Source organism: Aeromonas sp. 84A (genome assembly GCF_051919345.1).
Lineage (GTDB): Bacteria > Pseudomonadota > Gammaproteobacteria > Enterobacterales > Aeromonadaceae > Aeromonas > Aeromonas veronii.
The window spans coordinates 2,861,915-2,880,796 of the sequence record NZ_JBQBEW010000001.1 but is presented as its reverse complement, the minus strand read 5'-3'; the positions used below and the strand labels follow the sequence as shown (position 1 = coordinate 2,880,796).

Here is an 18,882-nt window from a genome sequence, read left to right as displayed (position 1 = left end):
CGCAATGAGTGACAAGAGGTGAGTAACAAGCAAATGAGCGGAAAGATCAATATGGCGGCGCTGGTGGGATTGATCCTGCTCACCGCCATCTGGAGTTACAGCTGGATCGTGATGAAGCAGGTGATGCTTTACGCGGGGGCCTTCGAGTTCACCGCCCTGCGCTGCCTGTGCGGATCTCTGGTTCTGCTGCTGGTATTGGCCCTGCGCGGTCGCCGTTATCTCAAACCCACCCCGTTTCGCTATACCTTCGCCATCGCCCTGTTCCAGAGCTGCGGCATGGTGGGGTTGGCCCAGTGGGCGCTGATCAGCGGCGGTGCGGGCAAGGTGGCCATTCTGAGCTACACCATGCCGTTCTGGGTGGTGATCTTCGCGGCGCTCTTTCTCGGCGAGCGGATGCGCAAGCTCCACTATCTGGCAGTCGGGGTGGCTGCCTGCGGTCTGCTGCTGGTGATCGAGCCCTGGCAATTGCATCTGGATTCCATGAAGAGTGCGCTGCTGGGGATTGCTTCCGGCATTTGCTGGGGGATTAGCGCCATCATCGCCAAGCGGATGTATGCCCGCTATCCCGCGGTGGATCTGATGTCCCTCACCACCTGGCAGATGATCTACGCAACCATAGTGATGGCGCTGGTGGCGGCGCTGGTGCCGGAGCGCCCCATCGACTGGCAGCCCTACGTGATGGGGGCGCTGGCCTATAGCGCCATCTTCGCCACCGCCATCGCCTGGAGTCTCTGGTTGTTTGTGCTGCAAAAACTGCCAGCGGGTATCGCCAGTCTCAGCACTCTGGCGGTGCCGGTGACCGGTGTGCTGCTCTCCTGGTGGCTGCTCGGCGAAAATCCGGGGCCGGTGGAGGGGAGCGGTATCGCCCTTATCGTGTTGGCGCTGTTGGTGATTAGCCGCAAGGGCAAACGCTCCGTGGTGTCTGTGGCGGGGGAGACTCGCATCAAGCATGGTTGAGTGGTGACTGGGCTGCCAGTGGCACGATAAACGGCACTCAAAAGAGCCCGCGACAGGGGACCAGCCCCTCGTTACAATGGCGTGGTCTGACTGTGCTGGAGCACAGGTATCTGATTTATTGTGATTATTTCAACGAACCTAACGGCAAGGATGAGACCGTATGATGACGCTGGTGTGGTTGGCTGTAGGCCTGGTGTGTCTGGTGGTGGGGGCCGAATCTCTGGTGCGGGGCGCATCTCGCCTCGCCACCATGATGGGGATATCGCCACTGGTGGTGGGATTGACCATAGTGGCCTTTGGGACCAGTGCTCCCGAGCTGGCTGTGAGCATCCAGTCTGGCCTCGAGGGGCAGGCAGGGATAGCTGTGGGGAACGTGGTCGGCAGCAATATTTTCAACGTGCTGTTTATTTTAGGTATTTCGGCACTGATCGTACCGTTGACCGTCTCCCAGCAACTGGTACGTCTCGATGTGCCCTTGATGATAGTGGTCTCTTTTCTGGTGTTGTTGCTGGGCTACGATGGCCGTATTGCACCACTGGAAGGGGCGCTGCTGTTTGCCGGCATCATCGCCTACACCGCGTTTCTCTTTGTCCAGAGTCGACGGGAAAACAAAGCGGTGCAGGCGGAGTACGAGCAGGAGTTTGGTACCCGTGAAGCGAGTACGGCGGGCAACTGGTTGCGCAATCTGCTCTTTATTGCCGCAGGTCTGGGTCTGCTGATCCTCGGCTCCCGCCTGCTGGTTGGCAGTGCGGTTGAGATTGCCCACTACTTCGGGGTGAGCGATCTGATCATCGGCTTGACCATAGTGGCGGCCGGTACCTCCTTGCCCGAAGTGGTGACCTCCATCGTTGCAGCCCTGCGCGGGGAGCGGGATATCGCTGTGGGTAACGTGGTGGGCAGCAATATCTTCAATATCCTCTGCGTGCTGGGGCTTACCTCCATCGTCACTCCCGGTGGGCTTGAAGTGTCGGCCACCGCCCTTCAGTTCGATATTCCGGTAATGATTGCGGTGGCGCTTGCCTGCCTGCCCATCTTCTTTACCGGTTACACCATCGCCCGCTGGGAAGGGGCGCTGTTTCTGGCCTACTACATCGGCTACACCTGCTGGCTGATCCTCCACGCTACATCCAGTCCGCTGCAAGGTCAGTTCAGCGCAGCACTAACCGGTTTTGTATTGCCGCTCACCGCCATCACTCTGGTTGTGCTGGCGGTGCGGGCCTGGCGATTGCAACGAACCCGGTCGTGATGCAGGTTCCCCTGATGTAAAGGAGCTGCATCAACCGACAGGCGGAAAAAAGCCCCACCATCATGGAGGGGCTTTTGCTTGGTGAGGGGGACGCGAAGAGCCGTTATCGGTGCTGGGCCAGATGCATCATGGCTTCCAGCACGGCGCCGCCGATGGCGCGGGCCTTGTCAGAGACGGTGGTGGCATCGGCGCGCTCGCCTCTGGGGTCGATATCGCCAATCTTGAAGCCGACTGGCACCTCGATGCCATCGCTGAGCAGCCCCCGCACCATGCCGGAGAGCGGCGCGATAATGGGAGCGTCCCCCACATGGGCGATCACATCTCCCTCCTGCACCAGATCACCGAGCTTGATCAGGCTCTTCATCACCCCGGGGGCGGGGGCGCGCACCACCCGGCGGGCAGAGTGTCCCTCGATCACCCCGGGAATGCCGGTGTTGGGTTGGGCAGGGCCCTGATAGATGACCCGGCCCAGATGGTGGCCGCGGTTGGTTTCGATGACCGCATCGCAGTCGCGCCCCGCTTCAAAGCCCGGGCCGAGTGCCACCGTGATGGGGGCCATCTCCTTGTGGGTGCCGAGGTTCTGCTTGGCCAAAATGGCATCCACCAGATAGCGGGGCTTGAGCTCGGCGAGGGTGGCACAGTCGGGGTCAACCAGCAGCGGGATAATGCCCCGATCCAGCTGCTCGAACGCTTGCTCAACGCTCTCGACCCGCTTGGCGCGCACACCCTCGACACTGGTTTCGCCATCGAACATCCCCTGGGCGAAGGCGACGGTGCGGCGGATCACCGTGGGCTTGTCGAGATCCAGCATCACCACCTTGAAACCGGCATTGTGCAGCCGCAGCGCCACCCCGGTGGCGATATCGCCGGAGCCACGCATCACCACCAGTTGATCCCGCTTGAGGCGCACGTCATCCTGCATCAGACCACCCGATTTGCCGTTTTTCACCTGCAGCAGCTCGGCGAGGATGCTGATGGCGATCTCCTCGGGGGTCTCGGCACCTATGTTGTAGCCGATGGGAGCGTGCAGCCGCTGCAGTTGTTCCTGGCTCACCCCTTGCTGGCGCAGCGCCTGGGAGAAGGTCTGCACCTTGCGCTTGCTGGCGAGCAGCCCCAGATAGGCGAGGGGACGGCTTATCAGCCGTTCCAGCGCCTCCTTGTCCTGATGGTTGGTGGCGATGATGACGAAGTTGGTGGGCTCGATGGCCAGCGCCTCGATCACCGCGCTGATGGTATCGGCCTGTTTGAGATGGGTGCCGACGGGGAAGTGATCGGGGTTGAGGCTCCCTTCAAAACAGTCGCCGACATGGATATCAAAACCGAGCGGTGCCGCAGCATGGGCCAGCGCCCGGTTGACGTGACCGGCACCAATGAGCACCAGACGGGGGCGCAGGCCGTAGACATCGATATAGACCGACATGGCGCCACCACAGTCCGACCCGACCGCATGTTCGCCGTTGCGGGCCATCCGGCCGTGAAAGATGCGCGGCTTGCGCTCGGCAATGGCCGCCACGGCCTCTTCGATCACCAGCCGCTCGATCATGCCGCCGCCGATGGTGCCGAGGATCTGGCCATCGGCCATCACCAGCATCTGGGCCTGATGGCGGGGGGTAGAGCCCCGGCTCTCGATGATCTGGGCCATGGCAAACGGCGTGTTCTCCTGTTCCAGTCGGGCTGCGTGTGCAAACAGATTCATAAGGTACCTCTTCTTATCCTTAAACCATCATGGGCGAGGCGGCTGTGCCTCATCCTGAGCGAAGTAACCGAGTGCGAGGCGAATGGGTTGTGGTTCGCGAACCGCCCCCTGCCAGATGGCGTGGATCTCGGGGTGGCGGCTATGCAGCTTTATCAATTCATCGAGCCACGACGCCTCATTTTGATAATCCCCATTGATAAACCAGATCCGGCGCGCCCTGGCCGGGGTGCCCTTGAACAGCCCCTCGGGGTGGCAGAGCAGCTGGTGAAACAGCGCCCAGTCGAGGGGGTCACCGGCCTCTATCCCGCACAGGGCCTGAAGCTCTGCCCAGCGGTGGATCTGCTGCGGGTCGGCCTTGGCCCCCACCATGGCGCCGCCCGTCAGGGCGATCACCCAATCACTGTGCTGAGGAATGCAAGGTTCGTGCAAAGCGGGCACTTTCAATAACTTGTGATGGGCGCCATCCGCCTCGACCAGGATGAGATCGAAGCGCTGCTGCCCCTTGATGAGATCAATCTGCTGGGGCGTGGGGCCCGCCACCTTTCCGGTGCGCTCGTCGAGATGGCTGAACAGGGCAACCAGCGCCGGGCCATCCGGTAGCGCCTGACAGCGGGTAAGTTGACGAACGGGATCCGTCTCGATAATCAATTCCCGATAGTGTGACGGGGCAGGCAGAAACATCCGGGTGGTGGTGGTAATTAGCACCCTTTTACCCTGTTGATAAAAATATTCCGCCAGCCAGAACAGGGTGCTGGTTTTTCCACCGGCCCCGCAGAGGCTAATTAGCGTGGTATGGTTGTCACTATTTTCAAGCAGTGGATTTAAAAGCGAACCAATATCCGGAAACGCGTGAATAACAGAGTGTGGCAAGGACATGGCAATGACCGAAATAAATAGCGAGGTGAATGAAAAGGTGCAGGCTCGGGGGCGTGAACAGTGTGACTGTATAATTACCGCAGCAGGTTTGTCATCCCGCATGGGGGCATGGAAAATGATGCTACCTTATGGCTCGGGGACAATTCTTGATGCAAGTCTCAAAAATGCCCTGGCCTTCTGCTCCCGGATTATTTTGGTCGTGGGCCATCGCGGGGCCGAGCTCGCTGCCTGTTATGGAAATCGCCCAGACATCCTCATCGTCCACAACCCTGACTATGAGCAGGGGTTGGGCAGTTCCATCCGCTGCGCTCTGGCGGCCAGCGATGCTGACTACCTCTTTATCAGCCACGGGGATCTGCCCTGTATCCCGTGCGAGGTCTACCAACAGTTGTGGCAGGCACGCGGAGAGTTCGCCCTGTTCCCGAGCTTTGAGGGGGAGGCGGGCCACCCGGTCTTGCTGCCAAAATCCCTCGCAAGGGAGCTGGCAGCTGCGCCGGTACAGGGTTCGGTGCGCCGCTGGTTGCTGCAACGCCCCCATCGCACCATACCGGTCGAGAGTCCTGCCATCCTCTTTGATATCGATACCCCCGAGCGATATCAGGCGCTGATCCGTGGCGAACTGGAGCTGCGTTCTGCCGACGAGTTTACGACCGAGCAGGGCTGAGTCGCATCGTTGGGGCCCACCTCCCTCTGCGTGCAATGGCAGCCAGCGGGGCGGTAACGCCGAGTCATCTCGCAGCCTTTGGATAAACCGAAATAGCGACGACCGCCTTTTATATAGCAGTGACTTTTAAGCAAACCCCGGCCATATTGTCCGGGGTTTGCTTGCGATAATGCTGGATGATTTTTACCCTATCAAAGTGATATTTATCGCTGCCGATTTGATACTTTTCATTTTTCTCTGGCATTGCCTTGAATAAAATTTCAAGTGAGTGAGAACCACTCTCATCAATCATAATGGCGACATGCCAAACCGCCTTCATTAATTCGAGCCATCTCACGCTTTTACCCTAAAAAATAGTTTTGCCGATGGAGTGGCCTGATAGTTGCTCCTCTCCTTGCCAAGGGGTAATGCCCGTGCGGGATACCCCATTTATTCATGCTGCCAATGGGCAGAACAGCTGCAAGGAGATAGCCATGGGCGATATTATGCGACCCGTTCCGTTCAAGAACCTGCTGACCCGTATTTTTGCGGAATATAAAGAGAGTCAGAGCATTTTCGGTATTCCCGCCGCGCAATTCTATCGCAAGCAGGACGAGCGCAAGATCAAGGTGTTCGGTGAAACCTGCGAGACCCCCATTGGCCCGGCAGCCGGCCCCCATACCCAGTTGGCCCAGAACATCGTCACTTCCTGGCTGACCGGCGGGCGCTTTATCGAGCTCAAGACGGTGCAGATCCTGGACCGTCTCGAACTGGAAAAGCCCTGCATCGATGCCGAAGACGAGTGCTTCAACACTGAGTGGTCCACCGAGTTCACCCTGCCCAAGGCGTTTGACGAGTATCTGAAAGCCTGGTTTGCCCTCTACCTGCTGGAAGAGGTGTTCGATCCCCGCCTCGACGGAGAGGCCAAGTCCTTCATCTTCAACATGAGCGTGGGTTACAACCTCGATGGCATCAAACAGCCACCGATGCAGCAGTTCATCCACAGCCTGATGGATGCAAGCCAAAGTCCGAAATTTGCCGAGTACCAGCAGGTGGTACGTGACATCGTGGCCGACGAGCAGTTTATCGCCGAGCTGGGGCTGGGGGCGCGCCGCGATCGCCTGCAACAGCTGGTGGATCGTATCCCGGCCAATCTGGTGCATGGCGTCACCCTCTCTACCATGCATGGCTGCCCGCCGAACGAAATTGAGGCCATCTGCCGCTACATGCTGGAAGAGAAGGGGCTCAACACCTTCGTCAAACTGAACCCGACCCTGCTGGGCTACCCGCGGGTGCGCGAGATCCTCGATACCTGTGGCTTTGATTACATTGGTCTGAGCGAAGCGTCGTTCGATCACGACCTCAAGCTGGATCAGGCCAAGGCGATGCTGACCCGTTTGATGGCGCTGGGGGCCGAGAAGGGGCTTACCTTCGGGGTCAAGCTGACCAACACCCTGGGCACCATCAACCGCAAAGGGGCGCTGCCGGGGGATGAGATGTACATGTCCGGCCGTGCGCTGTTCCCGCTCTCCATCAACGTGGCGGCCGTGCTGTCTCGCGCCTTCGATGGCAAGCTGCCCATCTCCTACTCGGGTGGTGCCAGCAAGTTCAATATCGCGGAGATCTTCGAGACCGGTATTCGTCCCATCACCATGGCCACCGACCTGCTCAAGCCGGGTGGCTATCTGCGCCAGATCGAGTGCCTCAAAGAGATCGACGCTTCTGACAGCTGGGGCATGGCTCATGTGGATGTGGCCAAGCTGGAAGCGCTGGCCGCCAAGGCCCTCACCATGGATTACACCCAGAAGGAGTGGAAGTCCGAGGATCGGATCGAAGTGGGCGGTGGTCTGCCGCTGACCGACTGCTATGTGGCACCCTGCGTCACCGCCTGCGCCGTGCATCAGGATATCCCCGAGTACATTCGCCTGATGGGCGAGGGGGAGTATGTCGCAGCCCTTGAGCTTATCTATCAGCGCAATGCCTTGCCCGCCATCACCGGCCATATCTGCGATCACCAGTGCCAGTACAACTGCACCCGTCTCGACTACGACAGCGCGCTCAATATCCGAGAACTGAAGAAAGTGGCGCTGGAGCGCGGTTGGGAAGGGTACAAGGCCCGCTGGCACAAGCCGGCAGGCAGCGGTGACAAGCACCCGGTTGCGGTAATAGGTGCAGGCCCGGCCGGTCTCTCCGCCGGTTACTTCCTGGCCCGTGCCGGTCATCCGGTCACCGTGTTCGAGCGTGAAGCCGATGCCGGTGGCGTGGTCAAACACATCATCCCCGAGTTCCGCATTCCGGCTGAGCTTATCCAGCACGACATCGACTTTGTCGCCGCTCACGGGGTCAAGTTCGAGTTTGGTTGCGATCCTGCGCTCACCGTCGACAAGCTGCACGCCCAGGGCTTTACCTATGTCTTCGTCGGCATCGGCGCCGACAAGAATGGCGGCATGCGCCTCGAAGGGGGGCATGATCGGGTCTACAAGTCCTTCAACTTCCTGCGCAGCTTCAATCAGGGCAAACCGCTGCCGCTGGGCCGCCATGTGGCAGTGATCGGTGCCGGTAACACCGCCATGGACTGCGCCCGCGCCGCCCTCAAGGTGCCGGGTGTCAGCGATGTGACCGTGATCTACCGTCGCAGCGAAAAAGAGATGCCCGCCTATCGCGAGGAGTATCTGGAAGCAGTGGAGGATGGGGTACGTTTCTGCTTCCTCACCAATCCGGAGCGTTTTGAGAAAGATGGCAAGCTCACCGTGCGGATGATGGCGCTGGGGGATCCTGACGAGCAGGGCCGCCGCCGTCCGGTGCCCACCGAGCAGACCGAAGTGATGCAGATGGATGCCCTGATCACCGCCATCGGCGAGCAGCCTGACTGCGAAGTATTGAAAGCGATGGGCATTCCTCTTGGCAGCGATGGCTGGCCCGAGGTGGACAGCCAGACCGGCGAAACCAGCCGTCGCAACGTCTTCCTCATCGGTGACGTGCAGAGCGGCCCGTCCTCCATCGTCGGTGCCATCGGTGGTGCCCGCCGCGCCGCGGATCTGGTGCTCTCTCGCGAGCATATCGCCAGCCAGCAGAGTGAAGTGACCACCCAGCCATCGGGCAAGGATGAGATCTATCGCCGCAAGGGGAGCATCGCCGTCACCATGGTTGACAAGAGCGAGCGCGATGCCTTCGTGGCGCAAGAGGCGCACCGCTGCCTCGAGTGCAACTACCTCTGCAGCAAGTGCGTGGATGTCTGCCCCAACCGGGCCAACGTCGCGATTGCGGTGCCGGGTTTCAAGGATCAGTTCCAGACCCTGCACCTGGATGCCTACTGCAACGAATGTGGCAACTGCGCCCAGTTCTGCCCGTGGCAGGGCAAGCCCTATCAGGACAAGGTCACCATCTTCAGTCTGCCCGAGGACTTCGACAACAGCCGCAACCCCGGTTTCTATCTGGCTGACGGTGGCGAGCTGCGGGTGCGTCAGGGTGGCGAGACCTATCGCCTGACCATCGACGCCCAGAGCCGGATCAAGGATGCGCCAGCGGCCCTTGGCGACATGTGCCGGATCATCAGCCATGTCCATGCCTATCACCACTACCTGCTGGGGGCCGTCGAGGCCTGAGCGAACAACGAATAAGCGAAGGAGCAAACCATGTTTATTCTGAAGAACGTCACCGCTGTCCAGCTGGAGCCGACCCGGGTGCTGGAAGGGGTGGATATCGCCATCGAAGGCACCCTTATCAAAGCGGTGGGGCCCAATCTGCGGGCCCTCTACCCGGAGGCCAACTATCGGGAGATGGGGGGCAAGCTGGTGATGCCGGGCATCGTCTGTGCCCATAACCACTTCTACTCAGGCCTGTCGCGGGGGATCATGGCCAATATTGCCCCTTGCCCGGACTTTATCTCCACTCTGAAAAACCTCTGGTGGCGGCTCGATCGGGCGCTCGATGAGGAGTCCCTCTACTACAGCGGCCTCATCTGCTCGCTGGAGGCGATCAAGAGCGGCTGCAGCTCGGTGATCGACCACCACGCCTCGCCCAACTTCATCAAGGGCTCCCTGAACGTGCTGCGCAAAGGGTTTGTAGAGGCGGGACTGCGCGGCATGACCTGCTTCGAGACCACGGATCGCAACGGCGGCCTCGCCGAGCTGCAGGCCGGGGTGGAGGAGAACATCTTGTTCGCCCAACAGATCGATGCGGCCAAAGCCAAGGGGAACGAACCCTATCTGGTGGAGGCCCATATCGGCGCCCACGCCCCCTTCACCGTGCCCGACGAGGGGCTCGCCATGCTGCGCGAAGCGGTGCAGGTCACCGGTCGCGGTCTGCATATCCATGTGGCGGAAGACCGCTACGACATGGCCCACGGCCACCACCACTATGGCAAGGAGCCCATCGCCCGGCTGGACGAGTTTGGCCTTATCGACAGCAAGTCGCTTGTCGCCCACGGTATCTACCTGAGCCCGGCCGATATTGAGCTGCTCAACAGCCGCGATGCCTTCCTGGTGCACAACGCCCGCTCCAACATGAACAACCATGTGGGCTACAACAGGCACCTGCCGGAGTATCGCAATCTGGCGCTTGGCACCGATGGTATCGGCTCCGACATGCTCGAAGAACTCAAGTTCGCCTACTTCAAGCACAAGGATGCCGGTGGCGCCCTGTGGCCCGACAGCTTTGCCCGCTTCCTCTGGAACGGCAACACCCTGCTGGAGCGCAACTTCGGTGCCAAATTTGGCCGCCTGGAGCCGGGCTACAAGGCCGACCTCACCATTTGCGACTACGACGCACCGACCCCGCTGGCGCCGCGCAACCTCGGCGGCCATCTCGCCTTTGGTATGGGATCGAACAGCGTCAACAGCGTGATGGTGGAGGGGCGCATGGTCTATCAGGATCGCGAGTTCCCGTTCGATGTCGCGCCCATTTATGAGCAGGCCAGCAAGGTGGCGAGCCGCCTGTGGCAACGGATGGATCAGCTGGCCTAGAGCCATCTTCCACAGTTTTGGACCGGATTGCCCGCCCTGTGGATTTTCCCGGCGGCGGGCAGCAAGAGTAAGGACGACACATGATTGAGCAATTCTTCCGACCCGAGCAACTGGGTCAGGCTTTGGAACTCAAGGCCAGCTTCGGCAACGACGCCGTCTATATGGGTGGCGGCAGCAAGCTTAACGCCGCCCCGACCCGCACCGACAAGAAGGTCGCTATCTCACTGGACAAGCTGGGACTGAACCAGATTGAGCAGCAGCACGGCCAGCTCCATATCGGCGCCACCGTCACCCTGCAGACCCTGAAAGATGATCCCCGTACCCCGGCCGCCCTGTGCGACGCGCTGGGGTTTGTCTACTCCCGCCATCTGCGCAATCAGGCCACCCTCGGCGGCGAAATTGCCTGCCAGCAGCAGGACTCACCCTTGCTGCCGGTACTGCTGGTACTCGAAGCCGTGGTGGTGCTGGAGAACAACCTGCTGCAACCCATCGACGCCTATCTGGCGGGCCAGCGCAATGCCCTGGTGCTCGGAGTTGTGCTGCCGGAGCCTGAATTGCGCTGCGCCACTCGCCGCATCAGCCGCAACGCCGATGGCTTGGCGGTGATGACCGCCGCCGTGGCCCTCGACAGCATTGGCGAGATGCGGGTGGCCGTCGCTGGCGTTACCCCGCAGCCGATGCGTTTGCGTGATCTGGAGCGCCGCGATCTGCACGATGCCGCGCTGGAAGCCGCCGTGAGCGAGCTGATTGCGCCCCGTGAGGATCTGGCGGGCAGCGTGAGTTACAAGCGGTATATCACCGGTGTGGTAGTGGCGGATCTGCTGGTGGACTGCCAGCAGCAGGAGGTGCAAGCATGATGGAACTCAACTTTACCCTGAACGGTGCCCTGCGCACCGTCATCTGCAAGGCCGGTGACAATGCCCAGCGGGTGCTGTTCAACCAGTGCCGGATGCACTCGGTGCGCAACAGCGACGACGGCTTCGGCTTCGCCGGCTCCGACGCCATTCTCTTCAACGGCAAGGTGATCAACGCCTCCCTTCTGATCGCCGCCCAGCTGGATGGATCAGAAGTGCGCACCGCCGAGTCGCTGGGCAGCTGGAACCAGCTCAGTCTGGTGCAGCAGGCAATGGTGGATGTGGGCGTGGTGCAGTCCGGCTACAACGATCCGGCCGCCGCGCTCATCGTCACCGACCTGCTTGATCGCCACCCCGAGCCCACCCGTGATCAAATCGACGATGCCCTCTCGGGCCTGTTTCACCGCGATGGCGGTTATCAGCAGTTCTATCAGGCCATCGAACTTGCCTGCTCACGGATGAAGGATCCCGATTACCTGTGCCAGATCGCCCCGGAGTTTCGCGACGATCTGCGCCATATCGGCAAGAGCTGCCCAAAAGTGGACGCCGCCAAGATGGTGCAGGCCAAGCCCTGCTATGTGGAGGATCGGGTTACTGAAGATGCACTGATCATCAAGATGCTGCGCAGTCCCCATCCTCATGCGGTGATCACCAAACTCGATGTGAGCCGCGCCGAGGCGCTGCCGGGCGTCGTGCATGTCATCACCCACCTCAACTGCCCGGATGTGTTTTACACCCCGGGTGGTCAGAGTGCCCCTGAGCCGTCACCGCTCGATCGCCGCATGTTCAGCCGCAAGGTGCGCCATGTCGGTGATCGTGTTGCCGCTGTGGTGGCCGAGAGCGAAGCCATCGCATTGGCAGCGCTGAAACTCATCGAGGTTGAGTATCAGGTGCTGCCTGCGGTCATGACCATCGATGAGGCGATGGCTCCCAATGCGCCGCTGGTCCACGACGAGCCCATTGTCTACATGGCCGGTGCGCCTGCGGATCTCGAGCAGCAGAACGCCTGCTCGGTGCGCCGCGGCGACGAGCACATGATCATCAACTTCCCCATCGGCTCCCGCCCCCACGAGAACCTGGCCGCCAGCGTTCATGGCCAGATTGGTGACGTGGCAAAAGGCTTTGCCGAGGCGGACGAGATAGTCGAACGCACCTACGAATCGACCCAGGCCCAGCAGTGCCCGACCGAGCCGCACATCTGCTTCACCTACATGGATGGGGATCGTCTGGTCATTCATGCATCCACTCAGGTGCCGTGGCACGTGCGCCGTCAGGTGGCGCGCATCGTCGGCATGAAGCAGCATCAGGTGCACGTGATCAAGGAGCGGGTAGGGGGCGGCTTTGGCTCCAAGCAGGATATCCTGCTGGAAGAGGTGTGCGCCTGGGCCACAAAAGTCACCGGCCGTCCGGTCACCTTCCGCTACACCCGTGAAGAGGAGTTCATCAGCAACACCTCCCGCCACGTGGCCAAGGTGAAGGTGAAAGTGGGGGCCAAGAAAGATGGCACCATCACCGCCATCGACATGGATTTTCGTGCCAACACCGGCCCTTACGGCAACCACTCATTGACGGTGCCAAGCAACGGCCCGGCGCTCTCCCTGCCGCTCTATCCGTGCGACAACGTGCGCTTTACCGTCAACACCTACTACAGCAACATCTGTCCAACTGGGGCCTATCAGGGTTACGGCGCGCCCAAGGGCAACTTCGCGTTGACCATGGCGATTGCCGAGCTGGCGGAGCAGTTGGGTATCGACCAGCTCGACATGGTGGAGCACAACCGGGTGCACGAAGGGGACATCCTCAAGGTGCTGGGGGCCATCGGCGAGGGCAAGATGCCGACTTCTGTGCCCCACGCCGCCAGCTGCGCCCTCGAACCCATCCTCAAACAAGGTCGCGAGCTGATCGCCTGGGATAGCCCCAAACCCGCCGACGGGGATTGGCGCATCGGTCGTGGCGTCGCCATCATCATGCAAAAATCGGGGATCCCGGACATCGATCAGGCTAACTGCATGGTCAAGCTGGAATCTGACGGCACCTTTATCGTTCACTCCGGTGGCGCCGATATCGGCACCGGCCTCGATACCGTGGTCGCCAAGCTGACCGCCGAGGTGCTCGGTTGCCCGCTCAGCGATGTGCATGTGATCTCCGGTGACACCGACCACGCCCTGTTCGACAAGGGGGCTTACGCCTCGTCCGGTACCTGCTTCTCCGGCAATGCGGCCAAGATGGCGGCCGAGAACCTCAAGGCGAAGATCCTGTTCCACGGCGCCGCCATGCTGGGCGAGCCGGTAGCAGATGTTGAACTGGCGTTCCCGGGCGTGGTGCGCGGCAAGCTGGGGGAGGTGAGCCTCGCCAAGCTGGCCCATAAGGCCGAGACCGGTACCGGCTTCGGTATCTTGGTGGGCACCGCCAGCTACATCACCTCTGAGCTTGCCTTCCCGTACGGGGCCAACTTCGCCGAGGTGGCGGTCAACGTCAGAACCGGCGAGATCCGGCTCGACAAGTTCTACGCCCTGCTCGACTGCGGCACCCCCATCAACCCGGAACTGGCGCTCGGCCAGATCTACGGGGCGACCATGCGGGCCATCGGCCACTCATTGACCGAGGAGATCTGCTACGACGGCAAGGGCATTCCGCTCACTCGGGATCTGAAGAGCTATGGCGCGCCCAAGATTGGCGACATTCCGCGCGACTTCCGGGCCTTCCTGGTACCGAGTGATGACAAGGTCGGCCCTTACGGCGCCAAGTCCATCTCGGAGATCGGGGTCAACGGCGCGGCGCCCGCCATCGCCACCGCCATCCACGACGCCTGTGGTGTCTGGTTGCGCAAGTGGCACTTCACGCCGGAGCAGATCCTGCGCGAACTGGGCAAGCTGGAGCAAAACGTGTCGGCATAACAAAAGAAAAGGTGAGGGGCGGGCGCAAGCTCGCCCCCAGCGCCTGACGGCGGAATGAGTAATCCGCCTACATTCTGTGTGATGGGACAAACACGATGTCTAAAACAACACGCAAGCACTCGGATCTTATTTACGAGCTGGAAGACAAACCCCCGTTTTATCAAACCCTGATGGGCGCAGTGACCCATCTGCTGGCTATTTTTGTCCCCATGGTGACCCCGGCGCTGATCGTCGGTGGCGCCCTGGGCCTCTCTACCGAGATCACCGCCTATCTGGTCTCCATGGCGATGATCGCCTCCGGTATCGGCACCTGGCTGCAGGTGAACCGTTATGGCCCCATCGGTTCGGGGCTGCTCTCCATCCAGTCGGTCAACTTCTCCTTCGTCACCGTGATGATCGCCCTCGGCGGCGCCATGAAAAAAGATGGCATCCATGAGGAGCTGATTGTCTCGACCCTGCTCGGGGTCTCCTTTGTCGGCGCCTTTCTTGTGATGGGTTCCTCCTTCGTGCTGCCCTACCTCAAGCGGGTGATCACCCCGACCGTGAGCGGTGTAGTGGTACTGATGATTGGCCTGAGCCTTATCAAGGTGGGGATTATCGACTTTGGCGGCGGCTTCTCCGCCATGAGCAGCGGCACCTTTGGCAAATACGAGAACATCGGGCTGGGGCTGCTGGTGCTCTGCGTCATTGTCGCCTTCAACTGCAGCCGAAGTCCGCTGCTGCGGATGAGCGGCATTGCCATCGGCCTGATGGTGGGCTATGCGGTGGCCCTGATGCTCGGCATGGTGGATTTCTCCGCCCTTGAGAACCTGCCGCTTATGACGGTACCGATCCCGTTCAAGTACGGTTTCTCCTTCGATTTTCACGCCTTTATGTTAGCGGGCACCATCTATCTGTTGAGCGTGCTGGAGGCGGTGGGGGACATCACCGCCACCGCCATGGTCTCCCACCGGGATATTCAGGGCCCCGAGTTTCAAAAACGGCTCTCCGGCGGCGTACTGGCGGACGGTCTGGTATCGGTGATCGCCTCGGCCCTCGGCTCTTTGCCACTCACCACCTTTGCCCAGAACAACGGGGTGATCCAGATGACCGGGGTGGCGTCACGCCATGTGGGCAAGTTTATTGCCGTCATTCTGGTGCTGCTGGGGCTTTTCCCCGTAGTAGGGCGCTTCTTTACCACCATACCGTCACCTGTGATGGGGGGCGCCATGGTCATCATGTTCTCCATGATCGCCATCGCCGGTGGTCGCATCATCATCAGCCACGGTTTCGATCGGCGGGAGACCCTGATTGTCGCCACCTCGCTGGGTCTTGGGCTCGGGGTCTCCTATGACCCGAACGTCTTCAAAGTGCTGCCGGCGGGTATCTACATGCTGGTGGAGAACCCCATCTGCGCTGGCGGTATCACCGCCATCATCATGAATCTGGTGCTGCCGCAAAGCCGCAAGCGCAAGGCAGCCGTCAGGGATGCCGAGGCGGTGGAGGTGATCCAGCTGAGCGACAAGCCGGATGTGATCTTTACCGCCCGCAGCGCGGGCCTGTCATCGGCCAGCAAGGGGGAGGGTTCACCAGAGCCAGTGCCCGGGCAGGCGGTGGCGCCACAAGTGGAACGGATCTGACGGTTAAACCGGCAAAAAACGTCAACAGAACAAGAAAAACAGGGAAACGGTTATGAAAAACGACAACTCTCTCAAAGCGGTACGCGGCAGCTTCTTCGATATCACCCGGGTGGTGGATCAGCCCGAGGAGATTGAGTCCAACGCCCGTCTTATCGAGGATGGTCTGCTGATCATTCGCAACGGTTGCATCGACTGGTTCGGTGAGTGGGAGGAGGGGAAGGCGCGTATTCCGGCCGAGGTGCGGGTGCGGGATTATCGCGGCAAGATGATAGTGCCGGGCTTTGTCGATACCCATATTCACTATCCCCAAAGTGAAATGGTGGGAGCCTATGGCGAGCAGTTGCTGGAGTGGCTCAACCGCCACACCTTCCCGGCCGAGCGGCGCTACAACGATCTCGAATATGCCCGCGAGATGTCCACCTTCTTTATCAAGCAGTTGCTGCGCAACGGCACCACCACGGCGCTGGTGTTCGGCACAGTGCACCCCGAGTCGGTGGATGCCCTGTTCGAGGCGGCGAGCCGTATCAATATGCGGATGATCGCCGGCAAGGTGATGATGGATCGCAATGCGCCCGATTATCTGCTCGATACCGCCGAGAGCAGCTATGTGCAGAGCAAGCAGCTTATCGAGCGCTGGCACGGCAATGGTCGCTGCTCTATGCCATCACACCACGATTTGCACCCACCTCGACACCCGAGCAGCTGACGATGGCGCGGCGACTGCGCGAAGAGTTTCCCACCACCTATCTGCACACCCATCTGTGCGAAAACAAGGACGAGATCGCCTGGGTCAAATCCCTCTTCCCGGCGCACAAGGGTTATCTCGATGTCTATCACCAGCATGGGCTTACCGGCCACAACTGCGTGTTTGCCCACTGCGTCCATCTGGAAGAGCAGGAGTGGGATTGCCTGAAGGAGACCGGCTCCACTATCGCCTTCTGTCCCACCTCGAATCTTTATCTCGGCAGCGGCCTGTTCAAGCTGCACAAGGCGTGGCGCAAGCAGGTGAAGGTGGGGATGGGCACCGACATTGGCGCCGGCACCACCTTCAACATGCTGCAGACCCTCAACGAGGCCTACAAGGTGATGCAGTTGCAGGGCGAGCGGCTATCGGCCTATCAGGCCTTCTATCTGGCCACCCTGGGCGGCGCCCATTCGCTGGGGCTGGACGAGAAGATCGGCAGCTTTGCGGTGGGCAAGGAGGCGGACTTCGTGGTGCTCGACCCGGTCGCTACTCCGCTGCAGCAGCTGCGTTATGACAACTCCACCACCTTGCGGGACAAGCTCTTTGTGCTGTTGACCCTGGGGGATGACAGATCCATTTATCGCACCTATGTGGATGGCCAACTGGTGCATGAACGGGGGTAGGGGCTGGAGTGGGCTGCCGCGGCGCAGCCCCAACGAATACGGCGGCTGGCGTACCCAAAAGGAGGCCAGTCTTGCCGCACCAAAGGGGATCTCCCCGCATAGAACGTGAAATGGCCCAGTTTTTTTGACCAGCAAGGCAAACGTTTGAGTCAAGGCTGCCTGCCCTGGTCTGTCTGTCGCATCCTCTGCCACCATCGCCTGTTTCTCATCAGACTGGCGCTCGGCAGACTCGCAGATCCTGTCGCCATTTCGTCATGGAACATTCAGGCGCGTGTGAAGGAGTTGGGTATGACCCAAGCAAACAGCAGGACAAACAGCGTGGAACAGCTGGCCAATGATGACGCCAGCCAGAGCGCAGCAAAGCAACAGCCGCTCACGGCTCTTGATCGCTACTTTATGATCAGCGAGCGGGGCAGCAATGTCAGACAGGAGGTTCTGGCGGGCCTCACCACCTTCCTTGCCATGGTCTACTCGGTGATCGTGGTGCCGAGCATGCTCGGCAAGGCGGGCTTTCCCCCCGGCGCCGTGTTTGTCGCCACCTGTCTGGTGGCGGGGTTCGGTTCGCTCTTGATGGGGCTCTGGGCCAAGTTGCCGATGGCCATCGGCTGCGCTATTTCCCTCACGGCGTTTACTGCATTCAGTCTGGTGCTGGGGCAGCAGATCCCCATTCCGGTGGCGCTGGGGGCCGTATTCCTGATGGGGGTGCTGTTTACCGCCATCTCGGTGACCGGGGTGCGTAGCTGGATCCTCGACAACCTGCCCATGGGGATTGCCCACGGTACCGGCATCGGTATCGGTCTCTTCCTGCTGCTTATTGCCGCCAACGGGGTGGGGCTGGTGATCAAGAACCCGCTTGAGGGGCTGCCGGTGGCGCTGGGGGCTTTTACCTCCATGCCGGTCATTATGTCCCTGATCGGCCTTGCGGTGATCTTCGGGCTGGAGAAGCTGAGAGTACCGGGGGGGATCTTGCTGGTGATCATCGCCATCTCCATCTTCGGCCTGATTTTCGATCCGGCGGTGAAGTATCAGGGACTGTTCGCCCTGCCGAGCCTCTCGGACGATCAAGGCAAGTCCCTCATTTTCAGTCTGGATATCATGGGGGCCCTCTCGCCGCTGGTGTTGCCCAGCGTGCTGGCGCTGGTGATGACAGCGGTATTCGATGCCACCGGCACCATCCGCGCCGTGGCGGGGCAGGCCAACCTGCTCGATAAGGATGGTCATATCATCAACAGCGGCAAGGCGCTCAGTGCCGACTCGGTCAGCAGCATCTTCTCCAGTCTGGTGGGGGCGGCCCCGGCTGCCGTCTATATCGAATCGGCCGCGGGTACGGCGGCGGGGGGCAAAACCGGCCTGACCGCGACCGTGGTCGGTGGTCTTTTCCTTCTGATGCTGTTTCTCTCGCCGCTCTCCTATCTGGTGCCGGCCTATGCCACCGCACCGGCCCTGATGTATGTGGGGCTCTTGATGCTGAGCAACGTCACCAAACTCGATTTCGATGACTTTGTCGGCGCCATGTCCGGGCTAGTGTGTGCGGTCTTTATCGTGCTCACCTGCAACATCGTGACCGGCATCATGCTTGGCTTCAGCTCGCTGGTGATCGGCCGCATCTGCTCGAAGGAGTGGCACAAGCTCAACGTCGGCACCGTGGTCATCGCCCTGGCGCTGGTGCTCTTTTATGCTGGGGGGTGGGCTATTTAGGGATAACCCGCCCGTTTGGGGCCGCACTGGCGGCCCCATTTTTATATCTGCGGCGCTCTGACCG

12 protein-coding genes and 1 pseudogene are annotated in these 18,882 nt (G+C 60.8%); 10 read left to right on the top strand and 3 right to left on the bottom strand.

Annotation, left to right across the window (positions count from 1 at the left end):
• Nucleotides 1–33 precede the first annotated feature (33 nt).
• Together ACTG20_RS13100 and ACTG20_RS13095 are read left to right on the top strand one after the other, a co-directional pair.
• Nucleotides 34–957 (top strand): DMT family transporter, encoded by a 924-nt coding sequence (locus ACTG20_RS13100; protein ID WP_194496376.1) that lies wholly within the window; start codon nucleotides 34–36, stop codon nucleotides 955–957.
• A gap of 160 nt (nucleotides 958–1,117) precedes the next feature.
• Nucleotides 1,118–2,203 carry a calcium/sodium antiporter gene (locus ACTG20_RS13095; RefSeq protein WP_042011257.1) on the top strand — a complete coding sequence of 362 codons (1,086 nt, stop codon included), beginning with the start codon at nucleotides 1,118–1,120 and terminating at the stop codon, nucleotides 2,201–2,203.
• Nucleotides 2,204–2,306: 103 nt separating this feature from the next.
• On the opposite strand, the gene yqeB is transcribed toward ACTG20_RS13095, so the two are convergent.
• Both yqeB and yqeC read right to left on the bottom strand, forming a co-directional pair.
• The gene (gene yqeB / locus ACTG20_RS13090; RefSeq protein ID WP_194496377.1) at nucleotides 2,307–3,899 is read right to left on the bottom strand and encodes a selenium-dependent molybdenum cofactor biosynthesis protein YqeB; all 1,593 of its coding nucleotides are present in this window, start codon (nucleotides 3,897–3,899) and stop codon (nucleotides 2,307–2,309) included.
• A gap of 27 nt (nucleotides 3,900–3,926) precedes the next feature.
• Nucleotides 3,927–4,775, bottom strand: coding sequence for a selenium cofactor biosynthesis protein YqeC (gene yqeC / locus ACTG20_RS13085; protein ID WP_194496378.1), 849 nt, complete (start codon nucleotides 4,773–4,775; stop codon nucleotides 3,927–3,929).
• Between yqeC and mocA the strand changes: the two genes are divergently transcribed.
• Nucleotides 4,774–5,439, top strand: a complete 666-nt coding sequence (gene mocA, locus ACTG20_RS13080; RefSeq protein WP_439987713.1) for a molybdenum cofactor cytidylyltransferase — start codon at nucleotides 4,774–4,776, stop codon at nucleotides 5,437–5,439. The two genes, yqeC and mocA, sit on opposite strands and share 2 nt — an antisense overlap.
• 109 nt (nucleotides 5,440–5,548) lie before the next feature.
• Here mocA and ACTG20_RS13075 read toward each other — a convergent pair whose 3' ends face one another.
• A complete protein-coding gene (locus ACTG20_RS13075) occupies nucleotides 5,549–5,776 on the bottom strand; it encodes a hypothetical protein (RefSeq protein WP_194496380.1) in 228 nt (75 codons plus the stop codon).
• A 136-nt stretch (nucleotides 5,777–5,912) separates the two neighbouring features.
• On the opposite strand from ACTG20_RS13075, the gene ygfK reads away from it, so the two are divergent.
• From ygfK to ACTG20_RS13040, 7 genes and pseudogenes are all read left to right on the top strand, one after another.
• Nucleotides 5,913–9,023 (top strand): putative selenate reductase subunit YgfK, encoded by a 3,111-nt coding sequence (gene ygfK / locus ACTG20_RS13070; protein ID WP_194496381.1) that lies wholly within the window; start codon nucleotides 5,913–5,915, stop codon nucleotides 9,021–9,023.
• Nucleotides 9,024–9,053: 30 nt separating this feature from the next.
• Nucleotides 9,054–10,382, top strand: coding sequence for a putative aminohydrolase SsnA (gene ssnA, locus ACTG20_RS13065; protein ID WP_194496382.1), 1,329 nt, complete (start codon nucleotides 9,054–9,056; stop codon nucleotides 10,380–10,382).
• An 80-nt stretch (nucleotides 10,383–10,462) separates the two neighbouring features.
• On the top strand, nucleotides 10,463–11,239 hold the full coding sequence (ygfM, locus tag ACTG20_RS13060; protein WP_194496383.1) for a molybdopterin-dependent oxidoreductase FAD-binding subunit: 777 nt from the start codon (nucleotides 10,463–10,465) through the stop codon (nucleotides 11,237–11,239).
• Complete coding sequence (locus ACTG20_RS13055) at nucleotides 11,236–14,133, top strand: molybdopterin-dependent oxidoreductase Mo/Fe-S-binding subunit (protein ID WP_206692018.1); 2,898 nt, start codon at nucleotides 11,236–11,238, stop codon at nucleotides 14,131–14,133. The genes ygfM and ACTG20_RS13055 overlap by 4 nt, the downstream gene beginning before the upstream one ends.
• A gap of 95 nt (nucleotides 14,134–14,228) precedes the next feature.
• The gene (locus ACTG20_RS13050; protein ID WP_194496384.1) at nucleotides 14,229–15,752 is read left to right on the top strand and encodes a nucleobase:cation symporter-2 family protein; all 1,524 of its coding nucleotides are present in this window, start codon (nucleotides 14,229–14,231) and stop codon (nucleotides 15,750–15,752) included.
• A 52-nt stretch (nucleotides 15,753–15,804) separates the two neighbouring features.
• A pseudogene (gene guaD / locus ACTG20_RS13045) lies at nucleotides 15,805–17,120 on the top strand (guanine deaminase).
• A 396-nt stretch (nucleotides 17,121–17,516) separates the two neighbouring features.
• A complete protein-coding gene (locus tag ACTG20_RS13040; protein ID WP_180343373.1) occupies nucleotides 17,517–18,818 on the top strand; it encodes an NCS2 family permease in 1,302 nt (433 codons plus the stop codon).
• Nucleotides 18,819–18,882 lie beyond the last annotated feature (64 nt).